The sequence below is a fragment of the Novosphingobium lentum NBRC 107847 genome (genome assembly GCF_001590965.1).
In the GTDB taxonomy this organism is placed as follows: Bacteria; Pseudomonadota; Alphaproteobacteria; order Sphingomonadales; family Sphingomonadaceae; genus Novosphingobium; species Novosphingobium lentum.
Window position 1 is genome coordinate 50,478 of sequence record NZ_BCTW01000021.1, and the last position, 23,517, is coordinate 73,994.

At 67.9% G+C, this 23,517-nt stretch carries 20 protein-coding genes; 3 read left to right on the plus strand and 17 right to left on the minus strand.

Translation table 11 applies throughout. The features are described 5' to 3' along the window. From NL2_RS17035 to NL2_RS17045, 3 genes are all read right to left on the minus strand, one after another. Positions 1-1,323 carry a cytochrome P450 gene (locus NL2_RS17035; RefSeq protein ID WP_068076958.1) on the minus strand — a complete coding sequence of 441 codons (1,323 nt, stop codon included), beginning with the start codon at positions 1,321-1,323 and terminating at the stop codon, positions 1-3. Positions 1,324-1,401: 78 nt separating this feature from the next. Beyond that, complete coding sequence (locus NL2_RS17040; protein ID WP_068076960.1) at positions 1,402-2,658, minus strand: ABC transporter permease; 1,257 nt, start codon at positions 2,656-2,658, stop codon at positions 1,402-1,404. Continuing rightward, positions 2,655-3,704, minus strand: coding sequence for an ABC transporter ATP-binding protein (locus tag NL2_RS17045; protein ID WP_068076962.1), 1,050 nt, complete (start codon positions 3,702-3,704; stop codon positions 2,655-2,657). The genes NL2_RS17040 and NL2_RS17045 overlap by 4 nt, the downstream gene beginning before the upstream one ends. A gap of 45 nt (positions 3,705-3,749) precedes the next feature. Here NL2_RS17045 and queG point away from each other — a divergent pair, with 45 nt between their 5' ends. Beyond that, complete coding sequence (queG, locus tag NL2_RS17050; protein WP_068076964.1) at positions 3,750-4,829, plus strand: tRNA epoxyqueuosine(34) reductase QueG; 1,080 nt, start codon at positions 3,750-3,752, stop codon at positions 4,827-4,829. On the opposite strand, the gene NL2_RS17055 is transcribed toward queG, so the two are convergent. From NL2_RS17055 to NL2_RS17075, 5 genes are all read right to left on the minus strand, one after another. Further along, a complete protein-coding gene (locus NL2_RS17055; RefSeq protein WP_068076966.1) occupies positions 4,807-6,039 on the minus strand; it encodes an NAD(P)/FAD-dependent oxidoreductase in 1,233 nt (410 codons plus the stop codon). The genes queG and NL2_RS17055 overlap by 23 nt on opposite strands. Before the next feature lie 104 nt (positions 6,040-6,143). Then, the gene (locus NL2_RS17060) at positions 6,144-10,907 is read right to left on the minus strand and encodes an NAD-glutamate dehydrogenase domain-containing protein (RefSeq protein ID WP_068076967.1); all 4,764 of its coding nucleotides are present in this window, start codon (positions 10,905-10,907) and stop codon (positions 6,144-6,146) included. A 120-nt stretch (positions 10,908-11,027) separates the two neighbouring features. Further along, positions 11,028-12,011: an LLM class flavin-dependent oxidoreductase gene (locus tag NL2_RS17065; RefSeq protein WP_068076969.1), complete on the minus strand. Its 984-nt coding sequence runs from the start codon at positions 12,009-12,011 to the stop codon at positions 11,028-11,030. A 13-nt stretch (positions 12,012-12,024) separates the two neighbouring features. Further along, on the minus strand, positions 12,025-12,927 hold the full coding sequence (locus NL2_RS17070; protein ID WP_157083223.1) for a tetratricopeptide repeat protein: 903 nt from the start codon (positions 12,925-12,927) through the stop codon (positions 12,025-12,027). Then, complete coding sequence (locus NL2_RS17075; protein ID WP_068076972.1) at positions 12,924-13,682, minus strand: alpha/beta hydrolase; 759 nt, start codon at positions 13,680-13,682, stop codon at positions 12,924-12,926. Before NL2_RS17075 ends, NL2_RS17070 begins: the two co-directional genes overlap by 4 nt. Positions 13,683-13,962: 280 nt before the next feature. Between NL2_RS17075 and thrS the strand changes: the two genes are divergently transcribed. Together thrS and NL2_RS17085 are read left to right on the plus strand one after the other, a co-directional pair. Beyond that, entirely contained in the window at positions 13,963-15,969 is a 2,007-nt protein-coding gene (gene thrS / locus NL2_RS17080) for a threonine--tRNA ligase (protein WP_068076974.1), read from the plus strand. A gap of 93 nt (positions 15,970-16,062) precedes the next feature. After that, the gene (locus tag NL2_RS17085) at positions 16,063-17,001 is read left to right on the plus strand and encodes a hypothetical protein (protein ID WP_068076976.1); all 939 of its coding nucleotides are present in this window, start codon (positions 16,063-16,065) and stop codon (positions 16,999-17,001) included. A gap of 46 nt (positions 17,002-17,047) precedes the next feature. On the opposite strand, the gene NL2_RS17090 is transcribed toward NL2_RS17085, so the two are convergent. Genes NL2_RS17090 through NL2_RS17130 form a run of 9 tightly spaced genes read right to left on the minus strand, consistent with a single transcriptional unit; the run spans position 17,048 to position 23,474 of the window. After that, positions 17,048-17,425 (minus strand): HesB/IscA family protein, encoded by a 378-nt coding sequence (locus NL2_RS17090; RefSeq protein WP_068076977.1) that lies wholly within the window; start codon positions 17,423-17,425, stop codon positions 17,048-17,050. Beyond that, positions 17,425-17,913, minus strand: a complete 489-nt coding sequence (locus tag NL2_RS17095) for an SUF system Fe-S cluster assembly protein (RefSeq protein WP_439646907.1) — start codon at positions 17,911-17,913, stop codon at positions 17,425-17,427. Before NL2_RS17095 ends, NL2_RS17090 begins: the two co-directional genes overlap by 1 nt. Positions 17,914-17,927: 14 nt before the next feature. Continuing rightward, entirely contained in the window at positions 17,928-19,163 is a 1,236-nt protein-coding gene (locus tag NL2_RS17100) for a cysteine desulfurase (protein WP_068076981.1), read from the minus strand. Further along, positions 19,160-19,894 (minus strand): SufD family Fe-S cluster assembly protein, encoded by a 735-nt coding sequence (locus NL2_RS17105; RefSeq protein ID WP_068076991.1) that lies wholly within the window; start codon positions 19,892-19,894, stop codon positions 19,160-19,162. Before NL2_RS17105 ends, NL2_RS17100 begins: the two co-directional genes overlap by 4 nt. Further along, complete coding sequence (locus NL2_RS17110) at positions 19,891-20,325, minus strand: hypothetical protein (protein WP_068076993.1); 435 nt, start codon at positions 20,323-20,325, stop codon at positions 19,891-19,893. Before NL2_RS17110 ends, NL2_RS17105 begins: the two co-directional genes overlap by 4 nt. Then, positions 20,322-21,065, minus strand: a complete 744-nt coding sequence (gene sufC, locus NL2_RS17115; RefSeq protein ID WP_068076995.1) for a Fe-S cluster assembly ATPase SufC — start codon at positions 21,063-21,065, stop codon at positions 20,322-20,324. Before sufC ends, NL2_RS17110 begins: the two co-directional genes overlap by 4 nt. After that, on the minus strand, positions 21,065-21,568 hold the full coding sequence (locus NL2_RS17120; protein WP_068076997.1) for an endonuclease domain-containing protein: 504 nt from the start codon (positions 21,566-21,568) through the stop codon (positions 21,065-21,067). Before NL2_RS17120 ends, sufC begins: the two co-directional genes overlap by 1 nt. Then, a complete protein-coding gene (sufB, locus tag NL2_RS17125) occupies positions 21,565-23,046 on the minus strand; it encodes a Fe-S cluster assembly protein SufB (RefSeq protein ID WP_068076999.1) in 1,482 nt (493 codons plus the stop codon). The genes NL2_RS17120 and sufB overlap by 4 nt, the downstream gene beginning before the upstream one ends. Beyond that, on the minus strand, positions 23,043-23,474 hold the full coding sequence (locus tag NL2_RS17130) for an SUF system Fe-S cluster assembly regulator (RefSeq protein WP_068077001.1): 432 nt from the start codon (positions 23,472-23,474) through the stop codon (positions 23,043-23,045). The genes sufB and NL2_RS17130 overlap by 4 nt, the downstream gene beginning before the upstream one ends. Between the last annotated feature and the right edge of the window lie 43 nt (positions 23,475-23,517).

Genomic DNA, 23,517 nt, shown 5'->3' on the forward strand with positions numbered 1-23,517 from the left:
TCAGAACCTTTCGAGTTCGACTTCCAGCTTGCGGAAGCCGTGGACGAAGTTTGCCCTTACTCGCTCGACATTGCCAGCAACATGAACGCGCATGCGCCGAACGTGCATTTCTTCCAGCAGGATCCTGAGTTGCAGTTCCGCCAGCCGCGCGCCGACGCAGCGGTGGATGCCGTAGCCGAACGCAAGGTGCCGCCGGGCGTTCTCGCGCCGCACCAGCAGCTGGTCCGCATTTTCGAACACCGTTTCGTCGCTGTTGGCGGAAATGTACCACAGCGCCAGCTTGTCGCCCGCCTTGATCGCGTTGCCGAACAGATCGGTGTCCTGCGTCGCGGTGCGGCGCATGTGCGCCAGCGGAGTGACGAAGCGGATGCATTCCTGCACCGCGTTGGAGATGACCGACGGATCCTGCTCTAGAATCGTCCGCTGGTCCGGAAACTTGTCCAGCGCGTGGACGATGCCCGACATCGTGTTGCGCGTGGTATCGTTGCCGCCCACGATCAGCAGGATCAGGTTGCCCATGAATTCCTGCGGGCTCATGTGGTTCATCGCTTCGGAATGGATCATCATCGAGATGAGATCGGGCGAAGGCGGGGCATTGACCCGTTCGCCCCACAACCGCTGGAAATAATGCGCCATTTCCTCGAGGATCGCGTGGCGCGCGCTGATGAGGTCCTCGGCCAGGGTCATTTCGACATCGCCGGCCCAGTCCGACCAGAACGTCAGCAGCCGCCGATCTGCCCAGGGAAAGCCGAACAGCAGCGCCAGCATCCCGGTGGTCAGTTCGATCGAGACCGTATCGACCCAATCGAACCGCTGGCCGAACGGCAGCGAATCGAGCACTTCGCCCGTGCGCCGGCGGATTTCCTTCGCCATGCGGTCCATCTCCGCCGGCGTGAACGCCGGCGCCACGGTGCGGCGCTGGCCAGTGTGCTGCGGGCGGTCCATCGCGATGAACATCGGCAGCTGGAAATCGGATTCGGTCGTCCTGGGCGGGTCGCCGATGGTGATGCCGCCATGTTCCCATGAGGACGAGAACAGTTCGGGCAGCGACTCGACGTGGGTGATGGTCCTGGCGGTGGTGACGTTCCAGTAATCGCCGTAGGGCGTGCCGGTCACCTTGTTGACCGGCGCCTTGGCGCGCATTTCGGCGAAGATCGGCTGCCAGCGATCCTCGACGTAGATGTCGGAACGGCTGACGTCCCACGGATTGGTGTGCACCGGGCGCGCCTGCGGATTGCGCGCCATCCAGTTCTCGAACGCCTGACTGGCGGTCGGCGTCGTGCGATAGCTGAACGGCGCCTCGGGGGCGATCTGCGTGGCCATGGGGCTGTCCTCTCCGCGCCCAGGCCCGTTGGCGGGCTCCGGGTTCGGACGGGACTATCCCGTCAACCTACACCGGTGTCAATAAGCCTGTGCGGACGCAGCGGCGGGCTTGGCGCGGCGCAGGCCGAGCCGCGTCAGCAGCGGCGGCTTGTTCGCCCGCCCGCGCGCCGCGCCCGACTTCATCACCGTGCGCCGGAACACCATCGCGCCGGTGCGCACGATCACCATCACCCACACCACCTGATAGGCCAGCGCGACCAGATGCGGCCACAGCGCCGGTTCCTGCGCGGCGCGCGCCAGCATCGTGAACGGCGAACTGAACGGCACCGCCAGTGCCAGCCATTCCACCCACGTCCCCTGCTGGGTCAGCGCATAGCTGGCAAAGAAGAACACCATCAGCTGCAGCATCGTCACCGGCATCGACAGCGTCTGCACCTCGCGCACCGTGCTGGCCATGCCGCCGATCGAGAGGAACAGCGAGCCGAGCAGCAAGTAGGCCATCGCGAAATACAGGAAGCCGAGCACGAAGAACAACGGCCAGCCGACCGCCGGGGTGGCCAGCACGGGCAGCGCCTTGCCGCCGAACTCGACCGCCACCGACCCGACCACGCCCCACACCCCGATGAACACCAGGCTGACGCCCAGCATGGCGAACAGCTTGCCCAGGAACAACGCGTCCATCGGGATCGCGGCGGCGAGCACCTCGATGATCTTGTTGCCCTTTTCCTCAACCAGGTTGGACAGCACCATGCCCGCGAGCAGCATCGTCAGCAGGAACAGCAGCGTCTGCGCGCCTTGCGCGGTCATGACGCGGCCATTGTTTTCCTTGGCCGCGCTGGTCGCCACGACTTGCGTGCGCACGTCGGGGAAGTCCTGCGGGTTGGCGACCGCAGCGCGCGCGGCGATCATCGCCATCAGGCCCTGCCACTGGCCCAGCCGCTCCGACGTGCCGGTCAGCACCGGCGCGGCCAGCGTGCCGCTGACCACTGCGGCAAGCTGGTTTCCGCCGCTGTGCAACGCGGCGCGCGCATCGAAATGCCCGGCCGCGTCGGGTTGCTGCTTCAACGGCACCAGTTCGGGCACCGCGCCGCCCAGTTCTTCGGCAAAATCGTTGCGCGCCGCGATCAGCGCCTGTCCGTCATCGCCGGCCATCGCCACACCGACTTGCGGCCGGTCGAGATCCTGCGACACCTTGGCGCCGATATTACCCGCCATCGCGCCGACCAGCACCGGAAACAGCGGGCTGAGCAGGAACAAGAGGAAGCTTTTGCGCATGATCACCGCGAGGAAATCACGCCGGGCGATCACCCAGATGCTGCGAAGCTTGCTGTTCACTTGACGCGCTCCCTGCCGGTGACTTCGGCCTCTTCGGGCGTTTCCTCGAGCGCGCGGGCGGCCGCCTCGCCCGCGATGGCGACGAACGCATCGTGCAGCCCGGGCCGCTCGATCGACAGGCTGAGGATACCGGCATTGCCTTCGATCAGCGCGCGCAGCAGCGGTTCGACCCCGGTTTCCGGCAGCGTGAAGTGCCAGAACGCGCCCTCGCGGCGGGCGTCGGCGGGCAGTGCGGCGCGCCATGCGCCATCGGTCGCGCGCGTTTCGAGCCGCACTTGCGGGCGCAACCGGTCGCGCGCCACGTCGACCGGCCCGGCAAACGGCACTTTGCCACCTGCGATGATCGCCACCTGATCGCACAGTCGCTCGGCGTGGGCGATGACATGGGTTGAGAAGATCACCGTCGTCCCGCGCGCGGCGAGATCGCGAATCATCCGCTCCAGCTTGCCCTGATTGAGCGCGTCGAGCCCCGAAAACGGTTCGTCGAGCACCACCAGATCGGGTTCGTGGACCAGCGTGCCCAGCAATTGCACGGTCTGCGCCATGCCCTTGGACAGCTGCCGGATCTGGCGGTCGGCGGCATAGCCCAGGCCATGCGCCTCGAGCAGCGCGCGGCCCTTGCGGCGCCCTTCCTTGAGCGGCATCCCGCGCAGCGCGGCGAGGAACGCGATCGCCTCATACGCCTTCATCGCCGGATAGAGCCCGCGTTCTTCGGGCAGGTAGCCGACGCGCTGCGCCACTTCGGTCGGGCGTTCGTGGCCCAGCACGCGGCGATAACCGGCATCGGGGTCGATGATCCCCAGCAACATGCGCAAGGTGGTGGTCTTGCCCGCGCCGTTGGGGCCAAGGATGCCGTAGATCGAACCCTTGGGCACGGAGATGTCCACGCCATCGACGGCGGTGAAGCCGTCGAACCGCTTGACCAGGCCGCGCGCCTCGATGGCAAGCTCGACCGGACGCTCGACGCTGCCGTCAGCGTCTCCATGGTGCCCGGAGGCATCCAGCGCATTGCCCGTCACGGGCCATTCCCCTAGCTCGATCTTCATGGGACCCGCGTTAGCCGCGAGCCGTGAACGGGAGCACTAGCAGGTTTGGTTAACGGCGCATCAACTTCGCTGATCGAGCGTTTGCGCGGGGAAGCGGCGCGGCTGGGCTTCGTCGCTTGCGGCATTGCGCCCGCCACCGACGATCCGCGACAGGCCGAGCGGCTCGACACCTGGCTCGAAGCGGGGCGCCACGGTTCGATGGACTGGATGGAAAACCGCAGCGAGCAGCGGCGCGGGCCGCAATCGATGTGGCCCGAGGCGCGCAGCGTGATCGCGCTGGGCATGAGCTATGCCCCGGCCGTCGATCCGCTGGCGCTGGCGGCGCATCCGGGTCGCGCGCGGATTTCGAGCTATGCGCAAGGGTCGGACTACCACGATACGATCAAGAAGGCGCTCAAGCACCTCGCGCGCTGGCTGGTCGATGCGGCGGCGCGCGACGGCCACGGCAGCATCGGCGTCAAGGTGTTCGTCGATACCGCGCCGGTGATGGAAAAGCCGCTGGGCGAGGCGGCCGGGATCGGCTGGCAGGGCAAGCACACCAACCTGGTCAGCCGCACCCACGGCAGCTGGCTGTTTCTGGGAGCAATCTATACCACGCTTGAGGTTGTCTCCGACGCCCCTCACGCCGACCGTTGCGGGTCGTGCACCCGGTGCCAGGCCGCGTGTCCGACCGCTGCGTTTCCCGCGCCCTACCAGCTCGATGCGCGGCGCTGCATCAGCTATCTGACGATCGAGCACAAAGGCCCGATCCCGGAGGAATTCCGCGTGGCGATGGGCAACCGCATCTACGGCTGCGACGATTGCCTGGCGGTGTGCCCATGGAACAACTTTGCCCAAAGCGCCGCCGCGAACCGCGCGTTCCTGCCCCGCGCCGAACTGGCTGCGCCGCGACTGGGCGACCTGCTCGCGCTCGACGACGCAGGCTTTCGCCAGCTGTTTTCCGGATCGCCGGTCAAGCGGATCGGGCGCAACCGCTTCGTGCGCAACTGCCTGATCGCGGCGGGCAACAGCGGGGACTTGGCGCTGCTACCGCCCGTTGACGCTTTACTGGACGATCCTGACCCGGTGGTGGCAGAGGCGGCGCAGTGGGCGCAGGCGCGACTCAGGCCGGGATCAGTTCCTTGAGCGGGGTCGCGGCATCGGCCAGCCGGTCGATGTCGGGCGTGGCGCGCGCTTCCACCAGCTTGCGGCCGCCGACATAGTCCTTGACCATGTTGACGCAATCGAGCGCGATCACCCGGCCGGCCTTGAGGTAGACCACCGAGAAGCTGCGCGTCGCGGGATCGCCGCGCAGCACGGTCTGATCGTGGCCGGTCGACAGGCCCACCGTCTGCAGGCGCAAGTCATACTGGTTCGACCAGAACCACGGCGTCGCCTTGTACGGATGGAGATCGCCGCAGATCGCCTTGGCCACGGTGGTGCCCATGTCGTTGGCGTTCTGCACCGATTCCAGGCGGATCACCGCGCCTTCGGCAAAGTCGCTGGCGTGCGCCGCGCAATCGCCGATCGCGAAGACATCGGGCAGGTTGGTGCGGCAGAATTCGTCCACGTCGACGCCGTTGCCGCCCGCCGCGCCGGCCAGCAGCAGCGGCGCGATCGCCGGAATGATGCCGATGCCCACGATCACGATTTCGGCGGGCAGCACCGATCCATCGGCCATGCGCACGCCGGTGACCTTGCCGCCGTTGCCTTCGAGGCAATCGACCATCGCGCCGGTGTGCAGATCGACTCCGTGCGCGCGGTGTTCGGCCTCATAGAACGCCGACAGGTCCTCGCCCGCGACGCGCGCCAGCACGCGCGGCAGCGCTTCGAGCAGGGTGACGTGGCAATCGAGCTTGGTCAGCACCGCCGCCGCCTCCAGCCCGATGTAGCCGCCGCCGATCACCACCGCGCGCCGCGCACCGCCATCGAGTTCGCCCATCAGCCGGTCGACATCGGCGCGGGTGCGGATGCCGTGCACGCCGGCAAGGTCCGCTCCGGCGCACGACAGCTTGCGCGGATCGCCGCCGGTGGCCCAGACGAGCTTGCCGTACTGCACGGCGTTGCCGTCGGACAGCGTCAGGACTTTGGTGGCGGCATCGACCGCGGTCACTTCGGTGCCGAGCATCAGTGTCACCGCCTTGTCCGCCCAGAACTGCGGCGGGCGGATGTACAGACGCTCGAACGTCTTTTCGCGCGCGAGGTATTCCTTGGACAGCGGCGGGCGCTCGTACGGCGCCTCGGGTTCGCGCCCGATCATCAGGACCGTGCCTTCGAAACCCTGGTTGCGCAGCATCAGCGCGACTTGTGCCCCGCCGTGGCCGGCCCCGACGATGACTACGTCAGCCTGTTGCATTCGAATCCTCCCGCTTGTTCGGGCGGATTTGGGGAAAACCGGCCCCCCGTCAAGCCACGATCATGTCACGCAGCGCTCAACTCGCGCGGCATTGCCCGGCACGATCACCGGGCGAGCAGGTTGCGCGCCTGGCTGGCGATCTGCGCCAGCATCGCCGGGGCGACCGGCGCGACGACTTGCGCGCGGCCGACGAGGCGGCGGAACTGGCGGATGTGTTCGGCATGTCCTGCCACCCATTTGCCGACGAACGCGGCGGGCGGCTCGCGCCGCGCACGGGCCAGGAAATCGAGCCGCATCTGCTGGAAATCGCGGGCCAGCCCGGCCACCAGCAGGCGCTCCCACGGATCGGACGGGTTCATCCGGCTGGCGGTCTGCTGCGCCCAGTCGAGCCCCAGCTGCGCCCCGAGATCCGAAAACGCTCGCGTAAGCTCGCCCGGATCGGTGCGGCTGTCGGCTGCCAGCCGGGCCAGGCCGATCGCCCCGTCGAGATCGAACAGGTGGACCACGCTGGCCGCCGCATCGTCGGGCGCGCCGGCATGCGCCAGTTCCTGCGCCATGCGCCCGGCCTGCGTGCGCGCCTCGTCGTTGAGCAGGCTGCCCGTCCCGGCCGACAGCGCGGCCACGCCCTTGGCCAGATCGGCGATCATCCGGCTCGGCTGGGTCTTGCCGCGCCCGGTGCGGATCAGGTCGGCCATGTGGCTGCGCATGGCCGCCGCGGCGCGATCGAACAGCAGCAGGCGCGCCTCTTCGGGCATTGCTGCATGTTCCAGCCGGTCCCAGATTGCGGGCATGCCCAGCAGGCGTTCGGCCGCGATGAACGCGGCGGCGACTTGCGCCAGCGTGGTGCCTTCTTCCTCGACCAGTTCGAACGGATGGATCATCCCCATCCGGTTGACCATGCGGTTGGCCAGCTTGGTCGCGATGATCTCGCGCCGCAGCCGGTGGCCGAGGATTTCCTTGCGGAACTTGACCTGCATCGGCGTGGGGAACGCGGCGAGCAGTTCATCGGCCAGCCCGACATCATCGGGCACGTCGCTGTCTTCCAGCGCGCGTTGCAGCACCAGCTTGGCGCTCGACAACACCACCGCCAGTTCGGGCCGGGTCAGCCCGCGACCGTCGGTGGCACGGCGGGCAAAGGTATCGCCATCGGCCAGCCCTTCGGTGCGGCGGTCGAGGTCGCCGCTTTCCTCCAGCTGTTCGATCAGGCGCGAATAGGATGCGGTCGAGCGCGGCCCCGCACTGCGCGCGATCGACAGGCACAGCGCCTGCAGCCGGTTGTCCTCGAGCACCAGCGCGGCGACTTCGTCCGTCATCGCCACGAGCAGCCTGACCCGCGCCTTCTCGGTCAGCCGGCCGCTGCGCTTGGCGGCGGCCAGGGCGATCTTGATGTTGACCTCGTTGTCCGAGCAATCGACGCCCGCCGAATTGTCGATGAAATCGGTGTTGATGCGCCCGCCCTGGCCCAGGTTGCCGTCGAGCGCGAACTCGATCCGCCCGGCCTGCGTCGCGCCGAGGTTGGCGCCTTCGCCGATCACCTTGACCCGCAGGTCCTCGCCGTTGACGCGGATCGCGTCGTTGGCGGGATCGCCGACCGCCACGTTGTTCTCGACCGCCGCCTTCACATACGTGCCGATGCCGCCGAACCACAGCAGGTCCATCCGCGCCTTCAGGATCGCGCTGATCAGTGTTTCGGGATCGATTTCGGCCACATCGAGATCGAGCATCTCGCGCACTTGCGCCGACAGCGGAATGCTCTTGAGCGTGCGCGGGAACACCCCGCCGCCCGCCGAGATCAGCGTGGCGTCGTAATCGGCCCAGCTCGAACGCGGCAGCGCGAACAGGCGGGCGCGTTCGGCCCAGCTCGTCGCCGGATCGGGATCGGGGTCGAGGAAAATGTGGCGGTGATCGAATGCGGCGACCAGCTGGATCGCCTTCGACAGCAGCATGCCGTTGCCGAACACATCGCCCGACATGTCGCCGCAGCCCGCGACGCGCACCGGGTCGGCCTGCACATCGACGCCGCGTTCGAGGAAGTGCCGCTGGACCGACAGCCATGCACCGCGCGCGGTGATGCCCATCGCCTTGTGATCGTAGCCCTTCGATCCGCCGCTGGCGAACGCATCGTCGAGCCAGAAGTCGCGGGCTTCCGCGATGGCGTTGGCAACGTCGGAGAACGTCGCGGTGCCCTTGTCGGCGGCGACCACGAAATACGGGTCCTCGCCATCGTGGCACAGCACGCCTTCGGGATGGACCACGCGCGCGCCGACGATGTTGTCGGTCACCGACAGCAGGCTGCGGATGAACAGCTGGTAGCTCGCCTTGCCCTCGGCCAGCCAGCCGTCGCGGTCCTTCACCGGATCGGGCAGCTGCTTGGGATAGAACCCGCCCTTGGCGCCGGTGGGCACGATCACCGCGTTCTTGACGCGCTGCGCCTTCATCAGCCCGAGCACTTCGGTGCGGAAGTCGTCGCGCCGGTCGGACCAGCGCAAGCCGCCGCGCGCCACCGGCCCGGCGCGCAAGTGGATGCCTTCGACACGGGGGCTGTAGACGAAGATCTCGCGCCACGGCACCGGGCGCGGCAGCCCGGGCACGAGCGTGGAATCGAGCTTGAACACCAGCGATTCGCGCGCCGAAGGAGCGAACGCGTTGGTGCGCAGGATCGCATCGCCCAACGAACGGAACGCGCGCAACAGGCGATCGTCGTTGATCGCCGCCACGCCCGACAGGCCGGTGCGGATGCGGTCGGCCGAGGCGGCCAGCGCTGCGTCGCGATCTCCCACGAACGCCGGATCGTGGCGCACCGCGAACGCGTCGATCAGCCCCTGGGCGACGTCGGGCGCGTTCTTCAACGCATCGACCACGGTGGGAATGCCGAAGCCGAGCCCGGCCTGGCGCAAGTAGCGGAACCACGCGCGCAGCCAGTTCGCCTCGCGCGCGCCGAGCCCGGTGGCGACGATCAGGCGGTTGAACGCGTCGTCCTCGGCCACGCCGTTGAGCACGGCGGCAATCGCGTGCTCGATCGGCGCGGCGCGTTCCAGCAGCGTGTCGGCGCTGCAATCGCTGGGCAGATCAAGCAGGAAATCGTGGATGAAGCCGAGCGCGCCGCCCTGCAGCGGCGTGGGCACTTCCTCGAGCACGCGGAAGCCGAAGTTTTCGACCACCGGCACCGCATCCGACAGCACGATCGCGCCTTCGCGCTGGTACAGTTTCAGCCGCAGGGCTGGGTCGCCGGGCAGGCGATGGAGCCGCGCGGCGCGGCGCGGCGCATCCTCGCCCGACAGGCCGCGCAGCGTGATGATGTCGCGCGCCGCCTCGGCCGCGCCCGACGCCGCGCGATAGGCTTCGGGAAACGCATCGGCATAACGCGCGGCGATGGCGGCGGCGCGCGATGGCTCCTCGATCGCGGCGAGTTCGGCCTCGACCGCCTTGGGCCAGCCGCGCACCATCGCCTGCAACGCGGCATCGAGCACCGCCTCGTCGGGCGCGGCATCGCCTTCGCGGATATCGAGTACGAACCGCAGCAGCGCCAGGCTGCTGCCCTCGACCGACAGGCTCCAGTCCATGACTTGCGCCTTGGCGGCGGATTCGAGCATCGCCTGCACCGTGTTGCGGATCTCGGTCGAGAACACGTCGCGCGGCAGCCACACGAACGCGAACAGATGGCGCGCGAGCGGCGCCCGGACCAGCGCCAGGCGGGGACGCGGGCGGTCGACCAGGCTCATCATGGTCGTGGCGATGCGTTCGAGATCGGCATCGCCGAAGCTCACCAGCAGGTCGTGCGGCAGCGCGGTCAGCGCGTGGACCAGCGCCTTGCCCGCGTGGCCCGCCGGATCGAACCCGAACTTGGCCATCAACGCGGCGGTCTGGCTGCGCAGGCGCGGGATGCGATCCGGCAGCGCGGCCAATGCGGCGCTGGTCCACACCCCGACGTGGACCGACAGCGCCACGACCTTGCCGCCTTCGCTGCGCGGCACGATGAACAGATCGAGGGGCACGCGCCGGTGGACGTTGGCGATGCGGTTGGCCTTGATCACCAGCGGCATGTGCCGCGCCTCGGCCCCGGCCCGGCGCGGATGGTCGAACCAGGCAAAGGCGCGCTCGAACGAGGCGGGCGCGAGCAACTGGCGCGCGCTTTTGCGACAGATGCCGAGCAGGCCCGACTGGCTGCCATCACGCCGCCGGGTGACGTGGCCCAACTGCGTCAGCATGTCGCCCGCCAGCCATTGCAGCAGCGCCGCGCCTTCGGCATCGGGCAGCGTAGCGGCATCTTCGATCATCGCCAGCCGCAGCTTGGGCCAGTCGGTCACCGCCGCGCGGACATCGGCGAGCGTGGCCGCCAGATCGTCCGCCAGCACGCGCCGCAGCCGCGCGTCGGCACGGTCGGTTTCGACGTAGATGATCGATTCGCGACGCTCGGCCGGATTGTCGGACGGGGTCGCGGCGGTCGGGTCGCAAGCCGGCATGTCGCGCAGATGCCCAGCCTCGTCGCGCCGGACGGCGACCACCGGGTGCAGCAGCCGGTCGATCGCCAGCCCGCGCGCCGCGATCGAATCGACCAGGAACGGCATGTCGTCGTTGATCAGGGCGATGCGCAAATAGCGTTCGCCGGTCTTGCCGCCGACGCTTTCGATCGCGATCCTCGCGTCGGCATCGGGACGGTCCATCGCGGCGTGGAGCGTGAAGCGGGCCGCAGCTTCGATCCGGGCAGGGTCGAATTCGGCGGCTTCACCCGGCAGGAGCGAGCCGGCAAAGCGCCGCGAGAGTTCGCTCACGAGCTTGGCGGGCAGCCGCGCAGGCTTGGCGGCGGCCGATTCGGCAGCGGCATCGGAAGCGGTTTCGGCGGATTTATCAGCGGTCTTGCTGGCCATGGCGATCTTCCCCGGCTCTGTCGTGCGCGATGAACTTGTGTCGCGCCCTTATAATTTTATGTCGTGTTCGTGAAGTAATAATTCACATGCTATACGAGCGACCCGCACCGGGCAAGCACGTCACAACCCTTGCGTCGCCTGCATCGCCAGGTCGAGCGAGCGCAGACGGGCGGCGGGGTCGTACGTCGATCCGGCCAGGATCAGTTCATCGGCCTGCGTGCGATCCTGGAACGCGGCGAGCGCGGCACGCACCGTGTCGACGCTGCCGATCGCGCTGGCGTGGCGCATGTGTTCGATCATCTTGCGCGCTGGCGGCGGCAGGCTGTCACGATAGCCCGCGACCGGTGGCTGGAGCTTGCCGGGGTTGCCGCTGCGCAGCGCGACGAAGCTCTGGTCCATCGACGAAGCCAGCAGCATCGCTTCCTCATCAGTATCGGCGGCGAATACGTTCATCGCGGCCATGACGTGCGGCTGGGCGAGGCCCGGCGAAGGCTGGAATCGCTCACGGTACAGCGCCAGCGCGTCATCGAGTTGCGCGGGCGCGAAATGCGAGGCGAACGCATAGGGCAGGCCGAGCATCGCGGCAAGTTGCGCGCCGAACAGGCTCGACCCCAGGATCCACATCTCGACCGCCGCGCCCTTGCCCGGCGTGGCCTGCAGCGCCAGCCGCGCATCGCCTTCGAACAGCGCGCGCAGTTCGACCACGTCCTGCGGGAAATCTTCGGCGGCGCGGTGTATGTCTTTGCGCAAGGCATGGACGATGCGCCCATCCGCCCCCGGCGCGCGGCCCAGGCCGAGGTCGATCCGGCCGGGATAGAGCGCTTCCAGTGTGCCGAACTGTTCGGCGATCACCAGCGGGTTGTGGTTGGGCAGCATGATCCCGCCCGCGCCGATGCGGATCGTGGTGGTGTCGTGCGCGACATGCGCCAGCGTGACGGCGGTGGCGGCGCTGGCGATGCCTTCCATGCCGTGGTGCTCGGCAATCCAGAAGCGATGATAGCCCAGCGTCTCGGCATGACGGGCCAGCGCGGCCGACTGCGCCAGCGCCGCGCCGATCGAACCCCCTTCGATCACCGGGACGAGATCGAGCACCGAAAGTTTCATGATGGGATACGTTTCATGGTTTGGATGGGGTCACGGGAGCCCCAACGGGCGCGGGCCCCAGCTGTTCCAGATAAGTCTTGGCGGACGCCGCCTCGGGCGTACCCGGCGCGGCGGCGATCACCGATTGCCACGACTTTCGCGCCGGTTCGTCATGCCCGGCCAGCGCGGCGATGACCCCGGCTTCGAGGCCGACCGCCGGATCGCGCGGCGCGAGCCGGGCGGCGACTTCGATATCGCGCTGCGCCCGTTCGAGATCATTGTTGCGGCGCGCCAGCGTGGCCGACAGCAGCCAGCCCTCACCGTCTTCAGGCGCCAGCCGGTGCGCCTCGTCGAGCGCGTCGCCGGCATCGCCGAGGCGGCCCAGCGCAACCAGCGCCCGCGCCCGGTCGGCCTGCAACGCGCCGAGCTGGAGATTGTCGAACGGCCCCTTGAGCGCCAGCGCGCGGTCGAGCAGGCCGATGGCGCGATCGGCATGGCCGCCGAACAGCGCGGCGTTGCCGGCCATGCCCAGCAAGGGCTGCGCCGATGACGCCTGCGATGCCGGGATCGCGGCGATCGCGGCGGCAAACGCCTGTTCGGCCCCGGCCCAGTCACCGCCGGCGGCGCGGATCTGGCCCAAGCACTGATTGGGTCCGACTTGCGCCAGCCCCGGCTTGCTGTCGGCGAGCCACGCCCGGGCATAGGCCTCGCCCGCAGCGGGATCGCGTCCTGCCAGCGCCATGCATTCGGCCAGCCGGTCCTTGCCCGCAGGCGCCACCAGCGGTGCCTGGGTATCCGTGCCGGGCGCGACTTTGTGGCGATGCGGGATCGGCAGGTCGGACGGACGCATCGGCGAAGGATTCGGCCCCGGCTGCAGAACTGTCGCGGCCTGGGCGAATATGGGAACGGGCAGGATCGGCATCGCAGGGTCTTTCATGCGGCGGCGGGCAAATCCGCCTCCAGCGCTGCGAGCGTGCGCAGCAGCAGCGCGATGTCGCCGGGGCGCGACAGGCGGTGGTCGCCGTCCTTGATCAGGTGGACCTGCACATCGGCTGAACGCAGCGCCGCCGCCAGCTTCAGCGCGGTTTCCCACGGCACATCGGGATCGGCCTGCCCCTGCAGCAGCCGCACCAGGCCGTCGAAGGCGATCTCCTCGTCAAGCACGTGCAGTGCCTCGCCATCGGCCCAGAACCCGGCGTGGGTGGGCGTGGGCGCGGGGCCATAGGCATTGTCCTCGAAGATCGTGCGTCCGGCGCGCAGATCGGCTTTCTGCGCCTCGGTAAAACCCCAGTCGGTGAAATCGGGCGCGGCGGCAATACCGACAAGGCCGACGATGCGGCTCCCGAGCAACTGCGCAAGCAGCACCATCAGCCACCCGCCCATCGACGATCCCGCCAGCACCACGCGGTCGAGCCCGCAGTGCGCGATCACCGCCAGCACATCGTCCCGCCAGCGCGAGAGCGTGCCGTCGGCAAAATCACCGGGACTTTGCCCGCAGCCCGAATAGTCGAGCAACAGGCAGGCGCGGCCCGCCGCCGCCGCCCAATCGAACACCGCCTGCGCCTTGCCGCCCGCCATGTCGGACATATAGCCGGGCAGGAACACGATCGCGGGTCCGCGCCCGGCCAGAAAGCGGTGGGCCAGCTTGCGGCCATCGGGTCCGTCGCAGAATTGGGCGGGCGATTCGTTCATGTCCGGGCGCGTTTTCCTGCTGAAGTTTACGAAGTTTACACACCCTTGCGAAAACCCCGCCCCCCTTTCCCAAGCCAAGGAAGCGCCGCAGAACTGGCGGCGGCTGGAGGCACCCTAGCCCGGCGGACCCATTGTAGGAAAGCGCCGCCTGAAGCTATCTGCGCTGCGTCGCGCCGATACGGTGACGCCGCCCCTTCCGGCGCGCGCGCACTTCTGCCAAAGCGCCCATGGATACCGGCGACCAAGATGTCGGCGAATTGAAACATATGAGAAGTGCGCAATGTCTCAACTGCTGAAGATCACCCTGCCCGATGGTTCCGTGCGCGAAGTCGCGCCCGGCACCACCCCGGCGGACATCGCCGCCGCGATTGGTCCGGGGCTGGCCAAGGCCGCGATCGCCGCGCGCGTCGACGGCGAGCTGCGCGACATCATGCGCCCGCTGGACAGCGACGCGCAACTGGCGCTGGTGACCGCGCGCGACGAGGTCGATGCGCTGGAACTGGCGCGCCACGATTTCGCGCATGTGCTGGCAGAAGCGGTGCAGGCGCTGTTTCCCGGCACGCAGATCACGTTCGGCCCTTCGACCGACGACGGCTTCTACTATGACTTCGCGCCGCCGCCGGCGCATGGCCCGTTCACCGAGGAAGACCTGCCCGGACTCGAGGCCGAGATGCGCAAGATCATCGCCGCCGACAAGCCGCTGCGCCGCGAAGTGTGGAGCCGCGAGGCGTTGATCGGGCGCTGGCGCGAACAGGGCGAGACGTTCAAGGCCGAATGGGCTGCCGAATTGCCCGGCGACGAGCCGCTGACGGTGTACTGGTCCGGCGACGACTGGCTCGACATGTGCCGCGGCCCGCACTTGGCCTCCACCGGCAAGCTCGATCCCGCCGCGTTCAAGCTGACGCGCGTGTCGGGTGCCTACTGGCGCGGCGATCAGGCCAACGCGATGCTCAGCCGCATCTACGGCACCGGCTGGCTCAACAAGAAACAGCTCGACGCGCACATGGTGCGGCTGGAAGAAGCGGCCAAGCGCGACCACCGCAAGCTGGGGCAGGAGATGGACTTGTTCCACCTCCAGGCCGAAGCGCACGGCAGCATCTTCTGGCATCCCAAGGGCTACATGATCTGGCGTTGCCTCGAGGCATACATGCGGCGCCGGCTGGACGCGGCGGGCTATGTCGAGGTCAAGACGCCGCAGATCATGGACGCCAAGCAGTGGGAGCAATCGGGCCACTGGGGCAAGTACCGCGAGAACATGTTCGTGGTGCCCGACGAGGTTCCCTCGGGCGAGGACGATGGCCCGGTGTTGACGGGCGAGGCCGATCTCATGGCGATCAAGCCGATGAACTGCCCGGCGCACGTGCTGATCTTCCGCCAGGGCATCACCAGCTATCGCGAGCTGCCGATCCGCATGGCCGAATTCGGCTGCTGCCACCGCAACGAGCCGCACGGCGCGCTGCACGGGCTGATGCGCGTGCGCCAGTTCACGCAGGACGATGCGCACATTTTCGTGCGCGAGGACCAGCTGGTGTCCGAAGTCGCCGATTTCTGCGACCTGCTCGACCGTGTCTACAAAGACCTGGGCTTCACCGACTACGCGATCAAGCTGGCGCTGCGCCCCGAAAAGCGTTTCGGCAGCGACGCGATGTGGGACTGGTCCGAACAGTCGATGCGCGACGCGGTCGCCGCCACGGGCCGCAACACGCCCGCATGGGGCTGGGAAGAACTGCCCGGCGAGGGCGCGTTCTATGCGCCCAAGCTGGAGTTTCACCTGACCGACGCGATCGGGCGGACGTGGCAGGTCGGCACGATCCAGACCGACACGGTTTTGCCCGAACGGCTCGACGCCAGCTACATCGGGGAGGACGGCGAAAAGCACCGTCCGGTAATGCTGCACCGCGCGATCCTGGGCTCGTTCGAACGCTTCATCGGCATCCTGATCGAGCATTATGCCGGCAAGCTGCCGGTGTGGCTTGCCCCGGTGCAGGCGGTGGTGGCGACGATCGTGTCCGATGCCGACGATTACGCGATGGAGGTGGTCGCGCAGCTGAAGGCGGCGGGCATTCGCGTGGACAGCGACCTGCGCAACGAGAAGATCAACTACAAGGTGCGCGAGCATTCGCTGCAGAAAGTCCCGCACTTGCTGGTGGTGGGCAAGCGCGAGGCCGACGAGGGCACCGTGGCGATCCGCACGCTGGGCGAACAGCAGCAGCGCTTCATGCCGCTGGCCGAGGCGATCGCGTTCCTGCAGGCCGAGGCGACCCCACCGGACTTGCGCGGGAATTGACCAGCAAAGGGATGCTCGAATCAAGGGTAACGCGGAATTAAGCCTCGCGTCGTACATCCACGCGGTCATTCACCGATACGGACGACCGCCACGATGAGCATGCATTTCCGCGAACTGGCCAAGCAGGCTGCGGCCGACCGCGCGATCACGGCCGAGGAAATCCTTGGTCTGCGTCGCGAAGGCTGGGCGGACGGGGTGTTCGAAACCGCCGAAGCCGACGCGCTGTTCGCGATCAACGACCTCGTGGCGGATCGCACCCCCGAATGGGTCGCGTTCTTCGTCGAGGCGCTGTGCGACTACGTCGTCAACGGCACCGCGCCCAGGGGCTATGTCGACGATGCGACCGCGAACTGGCTGATCGAGCACATGGACCGCGACGGACGGCTCGATTCGGTCGCCGAACTGGAACTGCTGGTCCGGATCGTGGAACGCGCGCTGGTGGTGCCCGATGGCCTGAAGGCGTATGCGCTGCAGCAGATCGAACTGGCCGTGACCGCCGGCACCGACCCGACGCGCGGCAGTGGCGCCAGCGCGCCGGGATCGATCACCGCGACATCGGCGGCGCTGCTGCGCCGCATGATCTTTGCCTCGGGCGGCGATCGCCCTGCCGCCGTTAGCCGGGTCGAGGCCGAACTGCTGTTCCGCCTGAAGGACGCGACGCTGGGCGGCGACAATGCGCCCGAATGGCAGGCGCTGTTCGTGCAAGGGGTGGGCAACTACCTGCTGGCCTATTCCAGCTACGCGCCGTTTTCACGCGAGCGCGCGGCCGAACTCGAATCGTTCATGGACCAGCCGGGCAGCGGCATCGGCGGCTTCTTCGGACGGATGGCAAAAAGCGATCTGGGCGGGACATGGCAGGGCCTGTTCGGCCGCAAGCCGCTCGCGCGCGATCGTGAGGCCGAATACGATACCGCCCACGCCATCGACAGCGACGAGACGCGCTGGCTGGACCAGCACATTCACGCCGACGGCCAGATCGACGCGCTGGAACAGGCGCTGCTCGATTTCATCGCCGAGGAAACGAAGGGTTGATTTTGCCAGCATGACGGCGGGCTGTTTCAGCCTCGCCGAAGCAGCATCAGACCGTAAAACTTTCGCCGCAGCCACAGCTGCCCTTGGCGTTGGGGTTGGCGAACACGAACCCGGCGGTGAAATCGTCTTCCACCCAGTCCATCGTGCTGCCGACCAGATACAGCACCGATCCGCCATCGATGAAGAACGTGCCGCCCGGTGTCTCGATGCGTTCGTCGAACGGCACCGCTTCGGTCACGTAATCGACCGAATAGGCCAGCCCCGAACAGCCCCGGCGCGGGGTGGAAAGCTTGACCCCGATCGCGCCTTCGGGCGCATCGGCCATCAGATCGGCCACGCGCTGTTCGGCCGAGGGGGTGAGGATGACAGCAGCCGGGCGGGCGCGGATCCTGGTTTCAACGCTTTTTATAGCGGAGTCTGGCATTACAGCATCCCCAGTTCGAGGCGGGCTTCGTCGCTCATCTTGGCCGGATCCCACGGCGGATCCCACACCAGGTTGACCTCGGCATCGCCCACGCCGGGCACCGCGCCGACGCGCAGCTCGACTTCGGCGGGCATCGATTCGGCCACCGGGCAGTGCGGCGTGGTCAGCGTCATGGTCACCGCGACGTGGTTTTCGGGGCTGACGTCCACGCCGTAGATCAGGCCGAGATCGTAGATGTTAACCGGGATTTCCGGATCGAAAATCTCGCGCAGCGCGGCAACCACGGCTTCATAGATGTCGCCGCCGGGTTCGCCCGCAGCGGTGCCCGCCGGCTTTTCCGCAAGGAAGCCGTCGAGATAGTCGCGCTTGCGGGTGAGCTTGTCGGTCGCGCTTTCGGCAATGACACCGGGGGCGTCAGGGTCTTCGACCCGCGCGCGCGGCGGCGGTTCGACCCCGTCCACTTCCTCGATCCTGATTGTGTCGTTCATTCGGAAATCCTCGCTCATCCGAAAATCTTCAACGTTCGCTCGATCCCGCGCAGCAGCGCGTCGATATCGCTTTCATCGCTGTACACGCCGAAGCTGGCACGCGCCGTCGCGGGCACGCCCAGATGGTCCATCAGCGGCTGCGCGCAGTGGTGGCCGGCGCGGATCGCCACGCCTTCCTCGTCCAATATGGTGCCGAGATCGTGCGGATGCACCCCCTCCAGCGCAAAACTGACGATGCCCGCGCTTTGTTCGGGGCCGAACAGCGTCACGCTGTTGTACGCGCGCAGCGCCTCGCGCAAGCGGTGGACCAGCGCGGTCTCGTGGGCGTGGATCGCAGACAGCCCGATCTGCTCGACAAAGTCGATCGCCACCGCCAGCCCGATCGCCTCGACGATCGCCGGGGTGCCCGCCTCGAACCGCTGCGGCGGCGGGGCGAACGTGGTGCGCTCGAACGTGACGCGGTCGATCATCGATCCGCCGCCCTGCCACGGCGGCATCGCTTCGAGCAGGTCGGCCCGCGCCCACAGCGCGCCGATCCCGGTCGGCCCGTAGAGCTTGTGGCCCGAGAACGCGTAGAAATCGCAGCCCAGCGCCCGTACGTCGACCGGCAGCCGCGCCACCGCCTGGCACCCGTCGAGCAGCAGTTTCGCGCCGACCATGTGCGCCAGTTCGGCAGCGCGCCCGGCATCGACCAGCGAGCCCAGCACATTGGAAACGTGCGCGATCGCCACCAGCTTGTGCCGGGGGGTAAGCATGCGTTCGGCGGCGTCGAGATCGATCCGCCCGTCCTCGGTCAGCGGGCAGACGTCGATTTCGATCCCGGTCGTCTCGCGCAGCAATTGCCACGGCACGATGTTGGAATGGTGTTCCAGCTGTGACAGCAGCACGCGGTCACCGGCCTTCAGGTTGGTGCGGCCCCAGCTTTGCGCGACGAGGTTGATCGCCTCGGTCGCGCCGCGGGTGAACACGATCTCGTCCTCGTGCCCGCCGATGAACTTCGCCACGCGGCGGCGCGCTGCCTCGTAACCCAGCGTCATTTCGGCCGAGCGGGTGTAGACCCCGCGATGCACGGTCGCGTAATCGGCGCCGATCGCGCGCGTCACCGCGTCGATCACCGGTTGCGGCTTCTGCGCGGTGGCGGCGGTGTCGAGATAGTGCCAGCGGCTGCCGTCGGCGTTGGACAGGCCCGGCCAATCCTCGCGGAAGGTCAGCACGGAACCAGTCGCGGACGTGGTGACGGGGGCGTTCACAGCAACGCCTCCAGCGCCGACAGCGCCGCCTCGGTCAGCACATCCTCGTCGGCCGCGCCGGTGAAGGCTTCGGCGATGAACGCCTGCAGCATCAGGCGCTTGGCCAGTTCCGGCGGGAGCCCGCGCGATTCGAGATAGAACAGCCCGGCGGCGTCCAGCTCACCCACCGCGCAACCGTGCTCGCACTTGACGTCGTCGGCATAGATTTCCAGCTCGGGCCGCGCGTTGGCGGTGGCGGTGCGGGTCAACAGCATCGCCCGCACCGACTGGCCCGCGTCGGTCCCGTCGGCCCCGCGCGCGACCGCGACTTTGCCCAGATACGTGCCCGTGGCATGGCCACCAAGCACCGAGCGCACCACCTGGCGGCTGACCGCGTCGGGCGCGGCATGGCGCACTTCGGTCACCAGTTCGAGCACCTGTTCGCCGCCGCCCAGCTGCGCTGCGCCGATGTGGAACTGCGCCGCCTTGCCCAGCGTCACGGTCACCGCGATGCGGCCATAAGCGCGGCCGACGTTGAGCACGCGCAGATCGAACGACCCGCCATCGGCCACCGTGATCGCCAGTTCGCGCGCCTGCGCCGCGCTGCCATCGGCGACGATCGCCAGCGCACCGGTTGCGCCCGCCGCCACTTCGATGATCTCGGGCGCCAGCGGCCACAGCGGCGCCAGCGCATCGAGATCGGCGTAGCGGAACGCCTCGTCGCGCCGGGTGGGCAGGGCGAGTGCCGTCATCGTCCGGTTTCCCGAACGCGCGTCGCAACACGTGGGGGCGGGCGCGTGCCGGCAAGGATCTCGATCGCCAGCGCGCGGTTGCGAGCGATGCAGGGCTTGCCGGCGTCGAGCAGCGTGGCGAGACGCGCCTTCTTCTCGTCGATGGACCCCGCCCCGTCCTCGATCGCCGCCACCTGGCTTACCTTCGGCGCAAAGCAGGCCTGGATCGCGCGACAACCGATGGTGTCGAGCCGCACGTCGCCGGTGGACCTCGCGGTGGCGCAGGCAACCCCTGCGGGTTCGATCCGCCATTTGCCGCGCCACGTTTCCATTTTCGCCTTCAGCGCCAGTTCGCTGCGGTGCGCGGTGGGCGCAACCACGTGCGGCTTGCCCGCCGCTGCGTGATGCGGCGGAGCGGCCGTCAGCGCGAGGAGGAACAGCACACTGCTCACGCCGCCACCGCCTCGTAGCCGTGCTCTTCCAGCTGGTGCGCCAGTTCGGGACCGCCCGACTTGACGATGCGCCCGCCGGCCAGCACGTGGACGAAATCGGGCTTCACGTAATCGAGCAGCCGCTGGTAGTGCGTGATCAGCAGCACCGCCTTGTCGGGCTTGCGCATGATCGCGTTGATGCCTTCGCCGACGATGCGCAAGGCATCGATGTCGAGCCCGCTGTCGGTTTCATCCAGCACCGCAAGGCTGGGGTCGAGGATGCCCATCTGGACCATCTCGGCGCGCTTCTTCTCGCCGCCCGAAAAGCCGACGTTTACCGGGCGCTTGAGCATGTCCATGTCCATGCGCAGCAATCCGGCTTTCTCGCGCGCCAGCTTGAGGAATTCGCCGCCCGACAGCGGCGCCTCGCCGCGCGACTTGCGCTGCGCATTGGCGCTTTCGCGAAGGAATTGGACGAACGACACGCCCGGAATCTCGACAGGGTACTGGAAGCCCAGGAACAGCCCGGCAGCCGCGCGTTCGTGCGGAGCCAGAGCGAGAATATCCTGCCCATCGAGCGTGGCCGTCCCGCCGGTCACGTCATACCCGGGCCGCCCGCCCAGCGTATAGGCCAGCGTCGACTTGCCCGCACCGTTGGGGCCCATGATCGCATGGATCTCGCCCGCGTTGACGGTGAGGCTGAGGCCCTTGAGGATCGGCTTGTCGGCGACCGTGGCGGAAAGGTTATCGATGTGGAGCACTAGCGGAAACTTCCCTTGTATCCCGATGTCTGGCGTGGTCCGTCGCGACGGACCGCAGGCTTGCGCGCCGCAGCCTTGCGGGCGCGGACTTCCTGCAGTTCGCCCAGCACGTGTTCCAGCACCTCGTCGATGACCTCCATCACGTCGCTTTCGCCGACGCGGATGACGGTGAGGCCGAGGTCGGCGAGCTTGCGGTAGCGGCGTTCGATCGTGGCGGCGTCCGCCCCGACGTCGATCTCGACCGCGATCTGGGCTTCGGCGCAGAAGAAGTCGACGATCGCCGAACCGAGCACCAGCTTGTGCCGGAACTTGAAGCCATCGAGCTGGCCGCCCGACAGATGCTCCCACAGCCGCGTTTCCGCAACGGTCAGGTTGCGGCGCATTTCGCGCGCGGTGTCGTGCAGGCTGTCGAGCCGCGATTCCGAGATCGCAGGCGCGTGGCGCTTTGCGGGCGGCGCCTGATCGGACGGCGCCTCGTCCCGGACGGTCAGCGTCTTCCTCATCCGACCGATCCTTCAAGGCTGATGCCCAGCAACTTCTGCGCCTCGACCGCGAATTCCATCGGCAGTTGCTGCAGCACTTCCTTGGCAAAGCCGTTGACGATCAGCGCCACCGCCGCCTCCTGATCCAGCCCGCGCTGCATCGCGTAGTACAACTGGTCGTCCGAAATCTTGCTGGTGGTCGCCTCGTGCTCGATCTGCGCGCTGGGGTTGCGCACTTCGATATAGGGCACGGTGTGCGCGCCGCAGTCGGGGCCGAGCAGCAGGCTGTCGCACTGGGTGAAGTTGCGCACGCCTTCCGCGCCCGGCGCCACGCGCACCAGCCCGCGATAGGTGTTGTTGCTGCGCCCCGCGCTGATGCCCTTGGAGATGATCGTCGAGCGGCTGCGCTTGCCGTTGTGGATCATCTTGGTGCCGGTGTCGGCCTGCTGGTAATTGTTGGTGACCGCGACCGAGTAGAATTCGCCCACCGAATCCTCGCCGTTCAACACGCACGACGGGTATTTCCACGTCACCGCGCTGCCGGTTTCGACCTGCGTCCAGCTGACCTTGGACCGAGCGCCCTGGCACAGCGCGCGCTTGGTCACGAAGTTGTAGATGCCGCCCTTGCCGGTGGCATCGCCGGGATACCAGTTCTGCACGGTGGAATACTTGATCTCGGCATCGTCCATCGCGACGAGTTCGACCACGGCGGCGTGCAACTGGTTTTCATCGCGCATCGGCGCGGTGCAGCCTTCGAGGTAGCTGACGTAGCTGCCCTTTTCGGCGACGATCAGCGTGCGTTCGAACTGGCCGGTGTTTTCCGCGTTGATGCGGAAATAGGTGGAGAGCTCCATCGGGCAGCGCACGCCTTCGGGGATGTAGACGAAGGTGCCGTCGGAAAAGACCGCGCAATTCAGCGTGGCAAAGTAGTTGTCGTGCATCGGCACGACCTTGCCCAGCCAGCGCTTGACCAGATCAGGGTATTCCTTGATCGCCTCGGAAATCGAGCGGAAGATCACGCCGGCCGCCTCCAGCTCCTTGCGGAAGGTGGTGGCGACGCTCACCGAATCGAACACAGCATCGACCGCGACCTTGCGGCTGCCGGTGACGCCCGCGAGCACTTCCTGCTCGGCGATGGGGATGCCCAGCTTTTCGTACACGCGCAGGATTTCAGGATCCACCTCGTCGAGGCTGGCCAGTTCCTTTTTCACTTTGGGCGCGGCGTAGTAATAGGCGTCCTGGTAATCGATCGGCGGGACGTTGAGCTTGGCCCAGTCGGGCGCGGTCATCGTCAGCCAGTGGCGATAGGCCTTCAGCCGCCAGTCGAGCATCCATTCGGGCTCGTTCTTCTTCCCCGAGATGAAGCGCACGGTGTCTTCGCTCAGCCCCTTGGGCGCGAATTCCTGCTCGATGTCGGACGAGAAGCCCCACTCGTAGGTTTCCAGGCTTTTGGCCGCATCGCGCGCGGCCTGATCCTTGACGGCAGTTTCTTCGGTCATGATGCGGTCTCGGCAATCCGGGCGGGGGCGCGGGCAAGCTGGGTGAGCGGAATTCCGGCGAGCGCGCCGCGCAAGGCGGCATCGACCGCCGGCCAGTGCGGACGAACCGTGCACGCGGCCTCCAGCGTGCAATCGTGGCGGCCATGATCGCTGCACGGCGCCAGCGCGATCGGGCCTTCGACCGCCTCGACGATATCGGCCAGGCTGATCGCGGCGGCGGGGCGTGCCAGCTTGAGCCCACCGCCCGCACCGCGCACCGATTTGAGCAGTCCGGCGGCGGACAGCTTGCTCACCAGCTTCTGCACGGTGGGGGCGGGCAGCCCGGTTTCCTCGGCCAGCTGGGCCGCGTTGACGCGCGCCGAACCGCAATGGCGCGCAGCCGCGCTCATCGTCACAACGGCATAGTCGGCCATGCTCGACAGGCGCATCGCAAAGGCTTCCGGTTGAGCCCGATCGGTAATCGGACTGATT